This is a genomic window from Lysobacter capsici (assembly GCF_014779555.2).
GTDB classification, from domain to species: domain Bacteria; phylum Pseudomonadota; class Gammaproteobacteria; order Xanthomonadales; family Xanthomonadaceae; genus Lysobacter; species Lysobacter capsici.
Genome location: NZ_CP094357.1, coordinates 6,191,584 through 6,209,535, shown reverse-complemented (window position 1 = coordinate 6,209,535; position 17,952 = coordinate 6,191,584). Strand labels below are relative to the sequence as shown.

Genomic DNA, 17,952 nt, shown 5'->3' with positions numbered 1-17,952 from the left:
ATATAGAAAGTGCCAATAATCACAATTAATGTGCAATGGGTTTTACATATTCCGTTATTTGTTTTGCCCGGACTAGCGCAGATACTGATCCGTATTGAGCATGTCGGCAAAAAACCGATAATTAATTTTTAGTAAAATCAATGCGTTATATAATCGATTTATGCAATTTTAATTCCCTGTTGCGCAAGGTCCGCCCGAGCTTCTATTAATGCGTTTCCCGGCCGGATCGGCTGGGCTTTCTCGGGGGAGAACTCATGAACCGCACACACTTGCGCCAAGCTTGCTTGCGCCGCCGCCCGCTCATGCTCGGCATTCTGGTGGCGATCGCCACGCCCGCGTTCGCGCAACAGGCGCCCGCCGCCGCCGAACCCGAAACCGGCGCGGCCAGCAAGAGCCCGACCGACCTGGACCGCATGGTCGTGACCGGTTCGCGCATCCGCCGCGCCGGCTTCGACACGCTCGAGCCGGCGACCGTGGTGACCAAGCAGTACATCAGCGACCGCGGCCTGACCAATGTCGCCGATGCGCTCAACGAAATTCCCGGCTTCGGCGCCGGCATCACCCCGGAGGGCAACCAGTCCGGGTTCGGAACCGGCGTCAACTTCGTCAACCGGTTCGGTCTGGGCAGCAACCGCACCCTGGTGCTGGTCAACGGCCGCCGCTACGTGTCGAGTTCGCCGACGACCTTGTTCGGACCGGCCGCGCCGGGCGTGCAGGTCGACCTCAACGCGATCCCGACCGCGATGGTCGAGCGCATCGAAAACGTCGCCATCGGCGGCGCGCCGACCTACGGGTCGGACGCGATCGCCGGCGTGGTCAACGTGATCCTGCGCAAGAACTACGAAGGCGTCGAGTTCGGCGCCAGTTACGGCGTCACCGGCGAGGGCGACAACGAGCGCTACAACGTATGGGCGCTGGTCGGCGCGGGCTTCGACGAAGGCCGCGGCAACGTGACCTTCTCGCTGAGCTACGACGACGTCAAGGGCGTGCTGCAGAAAGAACGCGACTTCTTCGCCGACGGTTATTTCAACACCACCAACCCGCTCGCCAGCCAGATGGCGACGCTGTTCCCGGGCCGCACGCCGGCCAACGACGGGCGTTACAACCCGAACATCCCGTTCAACACCGGCTCCAACGACGGCATCCCCAACGGCGTGCTGATCAAGAACCGGCACATCTGGTCGACGCCGTTCGGCGGCCTGATCTCGCCGACCACGGGCGCGTTCAAGCCCGGCAGCGGCAACCTGATCGCCAACGGCTTCGGTCCCGGCGCCAATACCGTGCTCGGCTTCGACCGCAGCGGCAATCTGGTCCCCTACAACCAGGGCACGCCGTTCTCGCAGACCGACGCCAGCGGCGGCGACGGCCTGAGCCTGGTCGAGGCCGGGCAGATCACCTCCGACCTCAAGCGCATGTCGTTCAACACCACCGCGCGCTGGGGCCTGACCGACCGCGTCGATGTGTTCCTGGAGGGTTCGTTCTATTCGGCCGAGTCCACCGAACTGGCCGACCAGTGGGTGTTCAACGCGCCCTTGTTCGGCGGCTTGAGCGCGATGATCCGCTTCCCGAGCAACTATGCGTTGCTGACCGATCAGGCCCGCACCACCCTGCAGGGCCTGGGCGTCGCCGCGTTCAACCTGTCGCGCGCATCGCGCGATCTGGTCACCAACAACGGCAGCGGCACCACCGAAATCGGTCGCGTCGTGGTCGGCCTGGAAGGCGACTTCGATCTGGGCGAGCGCACGTTCTACTGGGAAACCTCGGCCAACTACGGCCGCAGCGATTCGCGCGCCTACGGCACCTCGCTGGTCCAGCAGAACTTCATCAACGCGCTCAACGTGACCCGCAACGCGCAAGGCCAGGTGGTCTGCTCGCCGACGCCGATCGCCGGCCTGGTGATTCCCGGCGGCGGCAGGCCGATCGCCGATCCCAACTGCGTCCCGCTCGACCTGTTCGGCGAAGGCCGTCCGAGCGCGGCCGCGCGCAATTACGTCACCACCCGCACCGCGTCGCAGGCGCTGCAGGAACAAAAGATCTTCAACGCCAACGTCTCGAGCACGCTGTTCGACCTGTGGAGCGGCCCGATCCAGTACAACGTCGGCTTCGAGTACCGCAAGGAAAGCGGCCTGTTCGATCCGGGCGCCTTCCTGACCCAGGGCCTGGGCCGCTCGGTGCCGATCACCCCGCTGCAGGGCGAGTACTCGACCCGGGAATGGTTCGGCGAGTTCGTCGTGCCGCTGGTCAATCCCGAGGCGAACGTGCCGCTGCTGAAGAAGCTCGAAGTGGTCGGCAAGTACCGCCAGGTCGACAACAGCATCAACGGCAAGTTCGACACCTACACCTACGGCCTGCAGTGGAAGCCGTTCGAGGATCTGGAAATCCGCGGCAACTTCACCCGTTCGCTGCGCTCGCCAGCGATCACCGAAGCGTTCCTGCCGCAGGCGACCTCGTTCCAGTTCGTCACCAACGACCCCTGCGATGGGCGCTTCATCAACGCCGGCGGCGCGCGCCAGGCTCAGCGCACCGCCAATTGCCAGGCCTTCCTGAACTACTACGGCTACGGTCCGGGCACGCCGTTCACCTCCACCGCCAGCGGCGCCTCGATCCAGGGCGTGTCCGGCGGCAACCCGAACCTGAAGAACGAATCGGCGGACTCCTACACCTACGGCTTCACCTGGGCGCCGTCGTTCCTCGAAGGCCTGACCTTCGCCGCCGACTACTACAACATCAAGATCACCGACGTGATCAGCAACCTGACCGCGGCGGAAATCGCCCGCGCCTGCTTCGACGCGGACGACTTCGACGCCGGCAACATCCCCAACGCCAACGCGTTCTGCAGCAAGATCACCCGCAACGCGCCGGGCGGCCCGCCGAACACGGCCGGCCAGGCGACGACCTTCGTCAGCGGCTTCGTCAATGGCAAGTACTTCAACATGGAGGCCTACTCGGCCGAGTTGGCGTACCGCTTCAAGACCGAGCGCCTGGGCAACTTCGCGTTCGGCGTGACCGGCTACTTCCCGGTCGACCTGACCGTCGACAACACCGGCGTCAGCCCGGACCAGGCGGTCGGCGAGATCGGCACGTCCAAGCGCCAGTACCAGTTCAGCGGCGCCTGGGAGAAGGGCAGGTTCGGCGTGAACCTGTCGGCCAACTACCTCAGCCGCGCGCAGTTCGACGTGCTCAACACGCGCGAAACCCGCGACATCCTCAGCGTCGACAGCTACTGGCTGGTCAACGGCGGCATGCGCTATCGCTTCAACGACCGCGCGCAGGTGCGCGTGGCGGTGACCAACCTGTTCGACAAGGACCCGCCGTTCCCGGCGATCGGCATCGGCACCTACGACCTGCTCGGCCGTCGCTACAACGTGGCGTTCGAATGGAAGTACTGATCGGCGGAACGGTCGCGCCCCGACGATGAAGTCGCGCGCGAACGCGGGGCGCGAGCAGCGGTGAATCGCCGCCTACGCGCCTGATCCGACTTCGGCCCCCTCCCGCATGCGCGAGGGGGCCGATGTTTTTTCGCGTCGTGAGTTTCCGCCGCCGCGCGCGGCAGTCCGCATCGGTCCGGCTTCACGGAGACCGCGACCGCGCGTTGATAGCGGTACCGGCGGCCCATGTCGCCCTTCTCAGGACTCTCCCATGCGCATTCTCTTCGCCGCCGCCCTGGCCCTGGCCGCCGCGTTCGCGGCGCCCTGCGTGTCCGCGCAGGCCATCACCTTTCCCTCGCCGGCGTTCCGCGGCGGCAATATCGATTGGAAGATCAAGCTCACGCAAAGCACGACCGTGGTCTACGAGTTGAAAGTCCCGCAGTCCGCCGAACGGCTCAACGGCCCGCTGACGCACGTCAAGGCGTCGCAACCGGGTCAGTACCAGTTGCTCGGCGTGATCGGCGCGGAGAAGAGCGCGCTGACGGTGAAAATCGCGCCGGTCAAGCTCGGCGAAACCTGCAAGGACAACAAGGGAAATATCGGCGGCGTCTACGGCCCGTACACCTACGCCATCATGGTCGTGCCGGCGTCGGCCAAACCCGCGACCGGCAGCAAGCACAAGCCCTGGCCGAAGCTGTGGTACGGCTGCGGCAACTTCACCCTGGACTGATCAAGCTGGACTGATCAGTCCGTACAGATTCGGCGCGCGCGGCCCGCGCAGGCTCAGGCCGGCGGCAGGCGGAAGAACGCGTTGGCGGTCACGGTGGTGTTCGCCGCGGTGACCGCCGCGTCCTCGCCGCGATCGCGCGCGAGTTCCTCGACGATATGCGCCAGGTACTTCGGTTCGTTGCGCCGGTGCGACGGCGCCGGCTTGACTGTGCGCGGCAACAGGTACGGCGCGTCGGTCTCGATCATCAGCCGCGCGGCGGGAATGTGCTTGACCAGTTCGCGCAGGTGCAGGCCGCGGCGTTCGTCGCACAGCCAGCCGGTGATGCCGATGTGCCAGTCCTGGTCGAGGTAGTCGAACAGCTCCTCGCGGCTGCCGGTGAAGCAATGCACCACCGCCGCGCCGAGCTTGCCGTCGAAGTTCTTCATCATCGCCATGAAGTCCTCGTGCGCGTCGCGCTGATGCAGGAACAGCGGCTTGCCGGTGTCGACCGCGTTCTGCAACTGCATCTCGAACGCGCGCCGCTGCGCCGGACGCGGCGAGAAGTCGCGGAAGTAGTCCAGCCCGCATTCGCCGACCGCGACCACTTGCTCGTGCGCCAGCAGCTCGCGCATTTCCGCGTCGCATTCGGCGGTGTACTCGATCGCGTGATGCGGATGGACGCCGGCGGTCGCGAACAGCTCGCCCGGGTGTTGCCGCGCCAGTTCCAATGCCTTGGGCGAATGCTCGCGGCTGGCGCCGGTGATCACCATGCGCGTCACCCCGGCGTCGCGGGCGCGTTGCAGCACCGCGTCGCGGTCGGGATCGAAGCTGTCGTGGGTGAGGTTGGCGCCGATGTCGATCAGTTGCATGCGGGTGGGCGAGGCGGAGAACAGCGCGCAGTCTAGTGGCTGCGGCGCGGGCGCCCAAGCGCGCGCCGGTGCGTCGCGGCCGCGAGAGTCTGCGTAGTGGCCTTCACGGCGCGTAGCCCGCAGCGTTTGCAGCCATGAAGACGGCGCGCCCGCCGTCATGGAGCCGCTCATGCGCAGCGCTTCGCCGTGGTTGCCCGTCGGATTGATCCTGATGCTGAGCGGGGGCGTCTTTGCGACGGCGATGCCCGCGGCCGCCGCCGAGTTCCCCAGGCAGACCTTCCGCGGCGGCAACGCCGGCTGGGGCGTGGTGATCGGCGCGAACAAGGCCGGCACCCTGCGCTACAACCTGGTCGCGCCGGCGCGCGTGGGGGTGTCGTTCGGCGCGCTCAGCGTGGTTGCTAAGCCCAGGATCGGCCAGTACGCCTTGCAGGGCCCGCTGACATCCGGCGATCGCCAGGACGAATTGATCGTGATGATCGCGCCCGCCGCGGCCGGCGCGCCATGCAGGGACAGCGCCGGGCGGACCCATCCGTACGCGGTGATCGCCAACGGCGGCCGCGCCGGCGCGTGGTACGGCTGCGGCGATTTCGGCGCCGATTGAAGGTTCCGGCGCGGTCGCGCGAACGCATCGACGCCCGCGTAACGACGCCGCGCGGCTATCCTTGCGCGCGTGACCCACGCTCAATTCCCCATCGATGCCCTGTTGCCGCGGATCCGCGACAGCCTCGCCGCGCATCCGCGCCTGGTGCTGGAAGCCCCGCCCGGCGCCGGCAAGACCACTCAGGTGCCGCCGGCGCTGCTCGACGCGCCGTGGCTGCAGGGCCGCAAGATCATCGTGCTGGAACCGCGCCGCGTCGCCGCGCGCGCGGCCGCCAACTTCATGGCCCGGCAGCGCGGCGAAAGCGCGGGCGAGAGCGTCGGCTATCGCATCCGCTTCGAGAACAAGGTGTCGGCCGCGACCCGGATCGAAGTGGTCACCGAAGGCATCCTGACCCGGATGATCCAGGACGATCCCACCCTCGAAGGCGTGGGCGCGTTGCTGTTCGACGAATTCCACGAACGCCATCTGGCCGCCGACCTCGGCCTGGCATTGGCGCTGGACGTGCAGGCCTCGCTGCGCGAGGACCTGCGCATCGTGGTGATGTCGGCGACCCTCGACGGCGAACGCCTCGCGCAGTTTCTCGACGCGCCGCGGCTGAGCAGCGCCGGCCGCAGTTATCCGGTCAACGTGAGTCACTTTGCGGCGCGGCGCGAGGAGAAGCTCGAACATCAGCTCAAGCGCGCGGTCGAACACGCGCTGGCGCAGCATCCCGGCGATCTGCTGGTGTTCCTGCCCGGCCAGCGCGAGATCGCGCGCGCTGACGCCGCCTTGGCCGGCAGCGAGGCCTTGCGCGGTATCGATGTGCTGAGCCTGCACGGCGAGTTGCCGGTCGAACAACAAAGCCGGGTGCTGCAACCCGATCCCGACGGCCGCCGCCGGGTGGTGCTGGCGACCAACGTCGCCGAATCCAGCGTGACCTTGCCGGGCGTGCGCGTGGTGATCGATTCGGGTCTCGCCCGCGAACCGCGTTACGACCCCAACAGCGGCTTCGCCCGCCTGGACGTGGTGGCGATCGCGCAGGCCTCGGCCGATCAGCGCGCCGGCCGCGCCGGTCGCGTCGCCGAAGGCTGGGCGTACCGGCTGTGGCCCGAATCGCAGCGGCTGGAACCGCAGCGCCGGCCCGAGATCGCCCAGGTCGAACTGGCCGGACTGATGCTGGAACTCGCGGCCTGGGGCGACGCCGGCCTGCGCTTCGTCGACGCGCCGCCGAGCGGCGCACTGGGCGCGGCGCGCGAACTGCTGTTGCGGCTGGGCGCGTTGGAAGGCAGCGAACAGACCGCGCCGACCATCACCGCGTTCGGCAAACGCATGCTCGCGCTCGGCACCCACCCGCGGCTCGCGGCGATGCTGCTGGCGCCGAGCGATGCGCGCGAAAAAGCCCTGGCCTGCGACCTGGCCGCATTGATCGAAGCGCGCGACCCGCTGCGCAGCGGCGGCGATGCGCTGGCCGCGCGCTGGCAGGCGCTGGCCGCGTTCCGCGCTGGGCGCGCGCCGGCCGACGCCTCGCGTTCGGCATTGGCGACGCTCGATCAGGCGGCCAAGCAATGGCGTCGCCGTTTGCGCGTCGATATCGCGCCGCCGGCCAGCTTGCCCGCGCATGCGCTCGGCGACCTGCTGCTGCACGCGTTTCCCGATCGCATCGCCCATCAACATCCCAGCGATCCGTACCGCTACCAACTCGCCAACGGCCGCAGCGCCAAGCTGTTCGACGACAGCGCGGTGTACGGCGAACCGTGGCTGGTGATCAGCGAACTGCGCGACGACCCGCGCGATGCGCGCATCCTGCGCGCCGCGCCGCTCGACGAAACCCGCCTGCAGCGCGAATTCCCGCAGCGCTTCGTCAGCGAAGACCGGGTGATCTGGGACGCCGCCGCGCGCGGCATCGCGGCGGTGCGCGAACGCCGCTACGACCGCATCGTGCTCGACAGCCGGCCGCTGGCGAAACCCGATCCGGCGCGCTACGCCGACGCGTTGGTCGACGCGGTCCGCCAACTCGGCCTGGACGCGTTGCCGTGGACCGAAGGCCTGCGCCAGTGGCGCGCGCGCGTGCGCTGTCTGCGCGAGTGGATGCCGGAGTTGGCGAAAGGCGAGCACGCGCTGCCGGATCTGAGCGACGAAGGTTTGCTGGCCACGCTCGACGAATGGCTCAAGCCCGCGCTGCGCGGCAAGACCCGGCTCGATGCGCTCGACGAAGCCGCGTTCGGCGATGCGTTGCGCTCGCTCGCTGATTGGAGTTGGCGGCAGAAACTCGAGACCCTGGTGCCCACGCGCATCGCGGTGCCGTCGGGGCAGGAGCGCGCGATCCACTATCGCTTCGAAGCCGAACACCACGACCCGCACATCGGCGCCGACGCGCCGGTGCTGGCGGTCAAGCTGCAGGAATTGTTTGGCCTGGCCGAAACCCCGCGCATCGCCGACGGCCGCGTGCCGCTGACCTTGCACCTGCTGTCGCCGGCCGGCCGCCCGCTGCAGGTCACCCAGGACCTGCGCGGTTTCTGGGAACGCGGCTATCTGGAAGTCAGGAAAGAGATGAAAGGCCGTTATCCCCGTCATCCCTGGCCCGACGACCCGTGGACGGCGACGGCGACGCATCGGGCCAAGCCGCGTGGGACTTGAGTGGGGCCGGGAATGGGGAATCGGGAGTCGGGAATCGTAGAAGCCAGAGCGCCGAGCGGCCGCTCTTACGATTCCCGACTCTCCCTCCCGATTCCCGCCCAGACATTGGGAATCGGGAATCGTAGGAGCCAGAGCACCGAGCGGCCGCTTTTACGATTCCCGACTCCCAATTCCCGATTCCCGATTCCCGTCCAGACATTGGGAGTCGGCAATCGCAGGAACCAGAGCGCCGAGCGGCCGCATTTACGATTCCCGACTCCCCATTCCCGATTCCCGTCCCCCAGACATTCAGCCAACAGCCGGTCCCCGGCCGCAGCGCTCACAAAATTTCAACGGTGATCGGCCGACACTGGTCATCGTTTCTCGTCCAGGACTGACACGATGAGCAAGTTCGAATCCCTGCCCGACCGCGCGTTGGAACTGGTCCATGCGATCAGCGCCAATCTGAAGGAAGCCGCGCCCAAGGCCGGCCAATGGCTGGAAACCGGCGCCAAGTTCGGCGCGCTCAAGACCGGCGCCCGCACCGCCGGCGGTTTCATCCGCCGCAACCCGGTGGTCGCCGTCGCGGCCGTCGCCGGTGCCGGCCTGCTGTGGTACGCCGCGGCCCGCCGCAAGGCGCGCCTGCAATCCGAGGAACCGATCGAAGGCAGCGCCCGCCGCGTCGAAGCGCGTCGCGCCAACGGTCAGAACTCGCGCCGTCGCACCACGCGACAGGCGAGCGAAGAATCGCCGAACGAGTGAGTTCGGGTTTGGCTTGATTGTTGCGGTTGGGTCGGTGCGGATGACATCAGAGTCGTTGCCGAACCAACCGCACGATGGCGTTAGGTAAGACGCCGTCGCACACGAGCCGATAGCATCGCGAAACATTAAAGGCCGGCGCATTGCGTCGGCCTTTTCGTTGTTGGATGCAGTCGTTCGTGATGTATACGAAGAAGGCTGTCGGATAGACCGCTTTCCATCACTCAAGCGCGTTGATGATTGCCCACTTTGGAAAAGGGGGCAGCGCCCGGCGCGCAATCGTTGCTGGTCAATGCACAACGCGGGGGATTCGCTTTTTGTGTGGTTCGCCGCGATCTGAGCGTAAAAGCGAATCCCTCCTGGCCCCCCTTTTGCAAACGGGGGAACCCTTCGTGGTGGATACGAAGGCGGCTGTCGGATGGACCGCTTTCCATCACTCGAGCGCGTTGATGATTGCCCACTTTGGAAAAGGGGGCGGCGCCCGGCGCGCAATCGTTGCTGATCGATGCGCAACGCGGGGGATTTGCTTTTCGTGCGGTTCGTTGCGATCTGACCGCAAAAGCGAATCCCCCCTGGCCCCCCTTTTGCAAAGGGGGGAACCCATCGTGGTGGATACGAAGGCGGCTGTCGGATGGACCGCTTTCCATCATTCGAGCGCGTTGATGATTGCCCACTTTGGAAAAGGGGGCGGCGCCCGGCGCGCAATCGTTGCTGATCGATGCGCAACGCGGGGGATTCGCTTTTCGTGTGGTTCGCTGCGATCTGAGCGTAAAAGCGAATCCCCCCTGGCCCCCCTTTTGCAAAGGGGGGGAACCCATCGTGGTGGATACGAAGGCGGCTGTCGGATGGACCGCTTTCCATCATTCGAGCGCGTTGATGATTGCCCACTTTGGAAAAGGGGGCGGCGCCCGGCGCGCAATCGTTGCTGGCAGATGCGCAGCGCGGGGGATTCGCTTTTCGTGCGGCTCGCTGCGATCTGAGCGTAAAAGCGAATCCCCCCTGGCCCCCCTTTTGCAAAGGGGGGGACCCTTCGTGGTGGATACGAAGGAGGTTGTCGGAGGGGCCGCTTTCCATCACTCGAGCGCGTTGATGATTGCCCACTTTGGAAAAGGGGGCGGCGCCCGGCGCGCAATCGTTACTGGCAGATGCGCAACGCGGGGGATTCGCTTTTCGTGCGGTTCGCTGCGATCTGAGCGTAAAAGCGAATCCCCCGGCCCCCTTTTGCAAAGGGGGGGGAACCCATTCGGGTGGGTGGCGCGGTGGGGCAACTTTATTCGCCGCTGGCTTCCGGCAACTCGATGATGAAGCGCGAGCCGCCGCTCTTGCGCGATTCGTACCACAGCTGCCCGCCGGCGTTGACCACGATCTGTTTGGCCAGCGACAGGCCCAGGCCGTTGGACAGGCCGTCGTCGATTTCGTCGTCGTGCAGGCGCACGAATGGCTTGAACAGTTCGCGCTGGCGCGCGGCCGGAATGCCCGGGCCGCGGTCGGCGACGATCAGTTGCCAGAAGCCCGGCGCGCTGTTGCGCGCGGCCAGCAGCAGGTCGCTGCCGGGGGCGTATTTCATCGCGTTGGTGACCAGGTTCTCGCTGACCTGGCGCAACACGCGCGGGTCCATCGCGACCTTCGCCGCGCCGCTGGGCGGCGGCGCGATCTCGACCCGGATGCCGCGCGCGTCGAGTTGCATCTCGTAGCGGCGCACCAGCCAGTCCAGGGTTTCGCTCAGGTCGGCGCGGCCGTTCTGCTCGGCGCGTTCGCGGGTGCCGGCCTGGCTTTCCAGGTAGTGGCGGATGTAGCCCAGCGCGTCGTCGGCGCTCTCGTGGATCATCTGCAGATAGCGCGGCACGCGCTCGGGCTTGCAGCCGTGGTTGATCAGCAGGTCGCTGGCGAACAGCACGCTGGTCAACGGGTTCTTGAGGTCGTGCGCGACCAGGTTGACCAGCTCCTCGCGTTCGCGCGCGACCCGTTCGAGGCGGTCGCGGGTCAGCTTGAGGCCGACGTGGGCGTTGACCCGGGCGAGCAGTTCTTCGGGCAGGAACGGTTTGGTGACGTAGTCGACCACGCCGGCGTCGAACGCGCGCAGCAGCAGGTCGCGGTCGTGGGCGGCGGTCACGAACACCACCGGCACGCGCAGCGGCGAACCGGCGCGCAGCGCGGACATGACTTCGAAGCCGTCCATGCCGGGCATCATCACGTCGAGCAGGATCAGGTCCGGCGGGGACTCGGCGTACAGCCGCAGCGCCTCGTCGCCGGTGGAGGCCGAGACCACTTCATAGCCCTGCCGGGACAATAACGCGGTCACCACGCGCAGGTTCGCGGCCTGGTCGTCCACGACAAGAATTCGGCCGGTGGATGTCGCGGGTGTGCTCATACGTCCTGTAGATCCCTGGATCACCTGGGGAAGCGTGATTTCACGCCGATTTCGCATACATGAATTGCATGGAAATCGTGTGGAAAGTTAACAGAAACCTTCACGCAAAGGCGGGATGGTCACCCATAAAGCTGAATTGTTCACACCGCTGCGACAAGCTGCCGCAGTCGGCAACGCGGCGTTGCAAATTCGGCCTGTCCGCAGCTTTTGCGGCGGCGCATCATGCAGCCGTGTCCATTAAGGAAATCCCAATGAGCCTGCGTCCGCTCGGTCGCTCGTCCCTGCGTGTCGCGCCGCTGGCGTTCGGCGGCAACGTGTTCGGCTGGAGTGCCGACGAAGCGACCACGTTCGCCCTGCTCGACGGCTTCGTCGATGCCGGCTTTGCCCTGGTCGACACCGCGGATATGTATTCCTCGTGGGTGCCGGGCAACCGCGGCGGCGAGTCGGAGACCCTGATCGGGCGCTGGCTGGCCCAGGGCGGCGGTCGCCGCGAGCGGGTGGCGATCGCGACCAAGGTCGCCAAATGGTCGCAGCGGCCGGGGCTGTCGCCGGCCAATATCCAGGCTGCGGCCGAGGATTCGCTGCGCCGGCTGCGGACCGAGGTCATCGATCTGTACCAGGCCCACGAGGACGACCCGAGCGTGCCGCTGGAAGACACCCTGGGCGCGTTCGCGCGGCTGATCGAGCAGGGCAAGGTGCGCGCGATCGGCGCGTCCAATTATTCCGCCGCGCGCCTGGCGCAGGCGCTGGACGTGGCCGAACGGCACGGGCTGCCGCGCTTCGAGACCTTGCAGCCGCATTACAACCTCTACGACCGCGACGTGTTCGAAGCGCAGCTGGAACCGCTGGTGCGCGAACGCGGGATCGGGGTGATCAATTACTACGCGCTGGCCAGCGGATTTCTGACCGGCAAGTACCGCAGCCGCGCCGACCTGGGCAAGAGCCGCGCGCGCGGCGGCGCGGTCGAGAAGTACCTCGATGCGCGCGGCCTGCGCATCCTGGCCGCGCTCGACGAAGTCGCCGGCGCGCACGGCGCGACTCCGGCGCAGGTCGCATTGGCGTGGCTGATCGCGCGGCCGTCGATCACCGCGCCGATCGCCAGCGCGACCAGCGTGGCGCAGCTGCAGGAGTTGCTCGCGGCGACGCGGCTGAGCCTGGCGGCCGACGAGATCGCGGCGCTGGATGCGGCGAGCGCCGAGGCCTGAGCCGCGATCGCGACTGGCCGCGATCGCACCCGTATAGCGCCTGTATCGGCATCTGCTAGCGCCTGTATCGGCATCTGCATCGAATCTGCCCCGCATCTGTACCGGCGCGCGAACGCGGCAACTGAGTCTGCCGCGTCGCCCGTTTCCGCCTTAGGCTGCGCCTTGCCCCGACTGTCCTCGCCATGAACGCCGCCGCCACCACCGCCGCCGCACCCGTCGCCACCGCCCGCCGCGTCGGCATCGCCCTGGCCGCGAGCGGCGCGATCCTGTTTTCGGCCAAGGCGATCCTGGCCAAGTTGCAGTACCGCTACGGCGTGGACTCGCTGCAGGTGCTGACCTTGCGCATGGCGTTCTCGCTGCCGCTGTTCGCGTTGCTCGGCATTCGCGAAACCCGCCGCGCCCGCGCGCGCCAGGCGCTGCCGTCGCGACGCGACTGGGGCCTGATCGTGATCCTCGGCGTGCTGGGCTATTACCTGTCCAGCCTGCTGGATTTCTGGGGGCTGGAGTACGTGCCGGTGTCGCTGGAGCGGCTGATCCTGTTCCTCAATCCGACCATCGTGCTGCTGATCGGGCTGTTCGCGTTCAAGCGCAAGGTCGCGGCCAAGGAATGGATCGCGCTGGCGGTCAGTTACGCCGGCGTGGTGCTGGTGATGGTCGAGAACCTGCGCGTGCAGGGCGATCACGTGCTGTTCGGCAGCGCGCTGGTGCTCGGCGCGGCGGTGAGTTATGCGCTGTACCTGGCGATGTCGGGCCAACTGGTCAAGCGGCTGGGTTCGTTGCAGCTGGTCGCCTACGCGATGATCGTCTCGACCGCGGCGGTGATGATCCACTACCTGATCGCGCGTCCGCCGTCGGCGCTGCTGGGCCTGCCGTGGCAGGTGTATGCCTGGGCCGCGGCCAACGCGGTGTTCTGCACCTTCCTGCCGGTGACCTTCACCATGGCCGCGGTCGCGCGGCTCGGCGCCGGCACCGCCGCGCAGTTCTCGGTGATCGGGCCGGTGTCGCTGGTGTTTCTCGGCGCCTGGGTGCTCGGCGAACCGATCACCGCGATCCAGCTGATCGGCACCGCGGTGGTGCTCGGCGGGGTGGTGATTCTGAGCCGGCCCGGGGCGAACTCGGTGCCGATCACGGCCACGCCGACGGCGCCGAAGTAGCGCCGCGGCGCGCCGCGCGCGTCAGTGCGTGGCCGACATCGCGATCGGGAAGAAATGCAGTTCGGTGAACAGCCCGCCGCTGGGGCAGCTGCTGCTGGCCAAGGTCGACAGATGGCTTTGGCGGAACGCGAGGTCGCCGTAGCTGCGCAAGGTCGTCGGCACCGCCGGATCGGGCAGGGTGTAGGTCATCGGGGCGTCCAGGGTGCCGCCGGCCGGCGCGCCGGTCAGGAAGCTCGACAACGCGGCCTGCGCGCCGCTGGCGCGCGGGGCGATGTGGGTGAAGTCGGTGTCGGTTTCCGGGCCGTGGCAGGCGCCGCAGGTGTTGAGCGAGAACTTGTGGCGGGCGTTGTTGTTGGCGATCAGGTTGTGCTGCCAATACGGTTCGGTGACCGTATCGCCGCCCAGGAATCGCGTCCCCGCGTAGATCTGCGGCACCCGGTAAGTGCCGGCCAGAATCGCCGGCGCGTTGGCATTGACGTACTGGGGCAGGCGCGGGCTGGCCGAGGCGGTGGTGTTGAACGACCGGTCCGGGGTCTGCTTGGTGGTCGCGGGCCGCAGCCACGGGCCGGCGGTGGTCAGCTGGTCCTCGCGCTGGCGCCAGTCCCAGAACGGATGCCACGGTTCTTGGTTGGTGCGCACCTGGTTGATCGCGCTGCGGTTGGGCTTGCCCGGCGAGGCGTTGGCCAGGGCGAACTGATCGGTCAGCGCCTGCAGTGCGGCGTTGTAGCCCGACGAGCCCAGCACCAGCGTGCTCAGGCCGGCCCATTGCTGGGCATAACTGCGCACCGCCGGGCATCCGAGTTTCGGCACGCCGTATTCGAGGATCACGGTCAGCGGGACTTCCTGGCAACCGCCGCCGGTCATCGGCCGGATCACCCCGAACACGAACCGGCCTTCGCCTGCGCTGCCGCCGCCGTAGGCCGAATTAGTGCGCAGGTCGACCCGGTTGACGATCGCCAGCAAGCGCATCGGCGACTTGGCCAGGTTGAGCTTGCCGCCGGACAGCCGCGGCCATTCGCTCAGGATTTGCGAGAACGCGGGCGAGCCGTCGACGGTGTAGCCGTTGACGGTCGAGGCGCCGGCATGCGCCAGCAGCCACTGGGCGACGAAGTCCGACGGGTCGACCCCGGTGACCGGCTGGTTGGCCATGTCGGTCATGAGCTTGTTGAAAGTCCACGCGCCGTTGGGATTGCCGGTGTTGGTGCAGGCGTCATAGGTGCGGGTCGGGTCCTCGACCACCAGCGGATGGACCACCATCAGCGAGCGCGGCGCGCTGATCGCGATCGGCGGGCCGAGCAGGACGTCGCGCGGAATCCGGATCGCGACCTGGCGCGCGATGTCGCTGCGTAGCTGAGCCGGATCGAGAAACGCCCACGGCGCATCGCCGATGTGTTCGCGGCCGTCGAAGCGCGGCACCCACGGCTTGCTCGGGGCGAGTTGCTGGCGGCGGGTTTGTTCGGCCAGGAAAGCATCGAAATCGAAGGCGATGACCGCGGTGTAGCGCTGCGGGTTCTGGCTGTCGCGGGCCAGGGTGGCCTGACGACCGCCGACCTGCAGCGGCAGGCTGGCCGGCAGCGCCTGGTTGGCGGCGTAGGTCACCGCCAGCAGCGCGTTGTTGCCTTGGCTGTCTTGCGTGCGCGCGGTGATGTACAGGTCGGCGACGGTCGGCGGGATCAGATCGAAACCGCCGTCATCGGCGGCGGCGACGACGCGAGCGTTCGCGCTGTCGGCGGGGGCGGGGTAGAGCAGATAGGCCGACGCCGCGCAGACGGCGGCGACGAACCCGAAGGTGATCGAACGAAGACCGGACATGGCAAGGCTCCTGCGAAGACGGGTCGGACTTCAACGACTTCGGCGCGCGCGGCAGGGCGGCCGAAGCCGCCCCGCGCGTGGCTCAGTGGCTTGCGGTCAGCACCGCCCGGGTGGCCTCGTGGAACAGGCTGCCGGACAGGCAGGTGCTGCTCTGCAAGGTCGCCAGGTCGGTCTGGCGGCGTTGCAGATCGCCGTAGGTGCGCGGCGTTCCGCTGACCGGATCGGGCATGGTGAAGGTGGTCGGCGCGGCCAGGCTGCCGTTGCCGATCAGGAACCGCGACAGCACCGACTGCACGCCCGGCGAGCGCGGCGCGACATGCAGGAAGCTGGTGGTCTGGGTCTCGGCGCCATGGCAGGCGTCGCAGGTGTTGACCGAGAACTTGTTGCGGCCGTTGTTGTTGAGGATGCCGGGCGCCTTCCACACCTGTTGCGGGCTGGGATTGATCACCGATCCGCTCTGGAACGGCGTGCCCAGATAGCTCAGCGGCACGATGTAGGTGTTGTTGAGGATCTGGGTGTTGAAGGTGTTGATGTAGTTGGCCAACAGCGCGGTGTTGTTGCGGCTGTGATGCGGCGTCTGCGCGGCCGGCACGATCCGCAACTGCGGGCTGCCTTGCAGGATCTTGAACTCGCGCAGTTCCCATGGGTTTTGCAGGAACTCGTTGCTGCGGATCTGGTTGATCGCGCTGCCGTTGGGTTTGCGCGGCGAGGCATTGGCGGCGATGACCGGATCGGTGATCGCCTGCAACGCGGCGTTGTAGGTGGCCGAGCCCAGGCTCAGCGTGCCCAGGTTGCCCCATTGATTGGCGAGGTTGCGCACCGCCGGGCAGCCGTTGACGTTCGGCGCGTACTCCAGGATCACCGTGAACGGCGCGGCCACGCAGGTCGTGCCGCTGCGCCGCAGCACGCCGAACACGAAGCGGGTTTCGCCGGCGTTGCCGCCGCCGTAGGCGCTGTTGCCGCGCATGTCGATGCGGTTGACGATCGCCAGCAGGCGGAACGGCGACCGGTTGAGGTCGAGCTTGCCGGTGGAGGCGATGCGCGGCCAGGTGTTGAGCACCTGGGTGATGACCTGCGAGCGCAGGTTCACCGGGAAGGTGTTGATGCTGGTCGAGGTGCCCCAGGTGCGCATCCAGTTTTCGACGAAATCCGCCGGCAGCACCCCGGTCATCGGCTGATTGGCCATGTTGGTCATCATCCGGTTGAAGGTCCACGCGCCGTTGGGATTGCCGGCGCCGGTGCAGGCGTCGAAGGTGCGGCTCGGGTCTTCGACCACGCCGGGGTGGGTGACCATCAGCGAGCGCTCCGGGCGCACCAGCGCCGCCGGCCACGGCAGCACCGGCCCGGGTACCAGGATCGGGGTGCCGGCGAGGATCTGCGCGCGCAGGGTGTTCGGGTCGAGGAACTGCACGGTCGCCTGGCCCACCAGTTCGCGGCCGGAGAACTCCGGCACGAGCTCCTGCGACTGGGCCAGGATCTGGCGGTTTTCCTGCTCGCGGACGAAGCCGTCGAAGTCGAACGGAATGAGCGCGGTGTAGCGCTGGGGATTGGACGGATCCTGCTGCAACTGCACGGTCGTGTCGCCGGCGTTGAACGGGATCTGGGTCGGCAGGTCCTGGCCCTTGCTGTAGGTCAGCGCCAGCAGCGCGTTGCCGCCGGTCTGCTGGCCGAGCGAGGTGATGTGGATGGCGTCGACCGCGGGCGGCGCCTGTTCGAAGTCGGTGGCGGCGGCCGTGACCCGGCCGGCGGCGGTGGCGTCGGTCGCGGGGGACAGCAGGCTGACGGTGCCGACGCACAGAGCGGCGCCGATGCCGAGGGAAAGCGAACGCAGGGTGGACATGGGCCGGGCTCCTCCAATGAGCAGACCGCGGTGGCGTAGCGCCAGGCGCGTAGCTAACCGTCGACGCTAGTGGGTGCGCGGGGACGGTTCCAGCATCGCGGCGGGATCAAACCGGGTCGATTTCTCAGGCGGCGCGGCGAATGGGGGAGGTGTTGCGATGGTGGTCGCAGATGGGGTGTGGCCACGGTCCATTCGGGGTCGCGCGGGTGGGGGCGGTGGCGGGATTTCGCAGGTGCTCGGTCGGGGGTGCGCTGCGCCGTCGCGAATCCGAATGAAATCGGTTGGGAGCTGGACTTAACCGGCGCTCTTGCGGGCAGATTGAGTTGGCGTAGCGTCAGGCGTGTAGCTGAGATCGGCGCTGTGATTGTCGTCCGCTAAGCGATGGTGCGAATGGACTTTGTGAGCCGGCCTTAAGCGTTACTTACGGCGCATTCGGCTTGGCTGGTCGAGGGCGCGGATGGCGTGAGCCGACAACGGGCTCATGTCCGGTTGGTTGCAGAGGCGCTAAACCCGAAAGAGCGGGGCTTGTTGGACTGAGGTTGTAGCGGCAACTTTTACTCGGTATTGCCCGGTTCCGGGTCATGATCGAAGCGCGGTTATAACGACGCACGGGCCGACAAAAATTTGGGTGTACGTCTGAGCCTCGATCAGGAACAGCGAGCGGATAGA

Annotated in this window: 11 protein-coding genes; 7 read left to right on the top strand and 4 right to left on the bottom strand. The window is 67.4% G+C overall.

Annotated elements, in window-relative coordinates; all coding sequences use genetic code 11:
• Positions 1-302: 302 nt before the first annotated feature.
• Entirely contained in the window at positions 303-3,389 is a 3,087-nt protein-coding gene (locus IEQ11_RS25725) for a TonB-dependent receptor domain-containing protein (RefSeq protein WP_191822624.1), read from the top strand.
• A 250-nt stretch (positions 3,390-3,639) separates the two neighbouring features.
• Positions 3,640-4,098, top strand: a complete 459-nt coding sequence (locus tag IEQ11_RS25720; protein WP_191822623.1) for a hypothetical protein — start codon at positions 3,640-3,642, stop codon at positions 4,096-4,098.
• A gap of 53 nt (positions 4,099-4,151) precedes the next feature.
• Here the strand turns inward: IEQ11_RS25720 and IEQ11_RS25715 are convergent, their stop codons facing one another.
• Entirely contained in the window at positions 4,152-4,946 is a 795-nt protein-coding gene (locus IEQ11_RS25715) for a TatD family hydrolase (RefSeq protein WP_191822622.1), read from the bottom strand.
• Positions 4,947-5,115: 169 nt separating this feature from the next.
• On the opposite strand from IEQ11_RS25715, the gene IEQ11_RS25710 reads away from it, so the two are divergent.
• The 3 genes from IEQ11_RS25710 (at position 5,116) to IEQ11_RS25700 (ending at position 8,904) form a co-directional block, all read left to right on the top strand.
• Positions 5,116-5,547, top strand: coding sequence for a hypothetical protein (locus tag IEQ11_RS25710; protein ID WP_191822621.1), 432 nt, complete (start codon positions 5,116-5,118; stop codon positions 5,545-5,547).
• A gap of 69 nt (positions 5,548-5,616) precedes the next feature.
• On the top strand, positions 5,617-8,163 hold the full coding sequence (gene hrpB, locus IEQ11_RS25705; RefSeq protein WP_191822620.1) for an ATP-dependent helicase HrpB: 2,547 nt from the start codon (positions 5,617-5,619) through the stop codon (positions 8,161-8,163).
• Positions 8,164-8,544: 381 nt separating this feature from the next.
• Positions 8,545-8,904, top strand: a complete 360-nt coding sequence (locus tag IEQ11_RS25700) for a hypothetical protein (protein WP_191822619.1) — start codon at positions 8,545-8,547, stop codon at positions 8,902-8,904.
• 1,267 nt (positions 8,905-10,171) lie between these two features.
• Here IEQ11_RS25700 and IEQ11_RS25695 read toward each other — a convergent pair.
• Positions 10,172-11,233: a hybrid sensor histidine kinase/response regulator gene (locus IEQ11_RS25695; protein WP_036114216.1), complete on the bottom strand. Its 1,062-nt coding sequence runs from the start codon at positions 11,231-11,233 to the stop codon at positions 10,172-10,174.
• A 290-nt stretch (positions 11,234-11,523) separates the two neighbouring features.
• Here IEQ11_RS25695 and IEQ11_RS25690 point away from each other — a divergent pair, with 290 nt between their 5' ends.
• Together IEQ11_RS25690 and IEQ11_RS25685 are read left to right on the top strand one after the other, a co-directional pair.
• Positions 11,524-12,477, top strand: a complete 954-nt coding sequence (locus IEQ11_RS25690; RefSeq protein WP_191822618.1) for an aldo/keto reductase — start codon at positions 11,524-11,526, stop codon at positions 12,475-12,477.
• A gap of 182 nt (positions 12,478-12,659) precedes the next feature.
• Positions 12,660-13,631 (top strand): DMT family transporter, encoded by a 972-nt coding sequence (locus IEQ11_RS25685; protein ID WP_191822617.1) that lies wholly within the window; start codon positions 12,660-12,662, stop codon positions 13,629-13,631.
• 21 nt (positions 13,632-13,652) lie between these two features.
• Here the strand turns inward: IEQ11_RS25685 and IEQ11_RS25680 are convergent, their stop codons facing one another.
• Positions 13,653-15,443 carry a hypothetical protein gene (locus IEQ11_RS25680; RefSeq protein WP_191822616.1) on the bottom strand — a complete coding sequence of 597 codons (1,791 nt, stop codon included), beginning with the start codon at positions 15,441-15,443 and terminating at the stop codon, positions 13,653-13,655.
• Between the two features lie 82 nt (positions 15,444-15,525).
• Positions 15,526-17,283 carry a hypothetical protein gene (locus tag IEQ11_RS25675; protein WP_191822615.1) on the bottom strand — a complete coding sequence of 586 codons (1,758 nt, stop codon included), beginning with the start codon at positions 17,281-17,283 and terminating at the stop codon, positions 15,526-15,528.
• Between the last annotated feature and the right edge of the window lie 669 nt (positions 17,284-17,952).

Bases quoted from the DNA above. Each gene is read 5' to 3' on its own strand.
- IEQ11_RS25725 (WP_191822624.1), top strand. From the start codon at position 303: ATGCTCGGCATTCTGGTGGCGATCGCCACGCCCGCGTTCGCGCAACAG.
- IEQ11_RS25720 (WP_191822623.1), top strand. From the start codon at position 3,640: ATGCGCATTCTCTTCGCCGCCGCCCTGGCCCTGGCCGCCGCGTTCGCG.
- IEQ11_RS25715 (WP_191822622.1), bottom strand. From the start codon at position 4,946: ATGCAACTGATCGACATCGGCGCCAACCTCACCCACGACAGCTTCGAT.
- IEQ11_RS25710 (WP_191822621.1), top strand. From the start codon at position 5,116: ATGCGCAGCGCTTCGCCGTGGTTGCCCGTCGGATTGATCCTGATGCTG.
- IEQ11_RS25700 (WP_191822619.1), top strand. From the start codon at position 8,545: ATGAGCAAGTTCGAATCCCTGCCCGACCGCGCGTTGGAACTGGTCCAT.
- IEQ11_RS25690 (WP_191822618.1), top strand. From the start codon at position 11,524: ATGAGCCTGCGTCCGCTCGGTCGCTCGTCCCTGCGTGTCGCGCCGCTG.
- IEQ11_RS25685 (WP_191822617.1), top strand. From the start codon at position 12,660: ATGAACGCCGCCGCCACCACCGCCGCCGCACCCGTCGCCACCGCCCGC.
- IEQ11_RS25680 (WP_191822616.1), bottom strand. From the start codon at position 15,443: ATGTCCGGTCTTCGTTCGATCACCTTCGGGTTCGTCGCCGCCGTCTGC.
- IEQ11_RS25675 (WP_191822615.1), bottom strand. From the start codon at position 17,283: ATGTCCACCCTGCGTTCGCTTTCCCTCGGCATCGGCGCCGCTCTGTGC.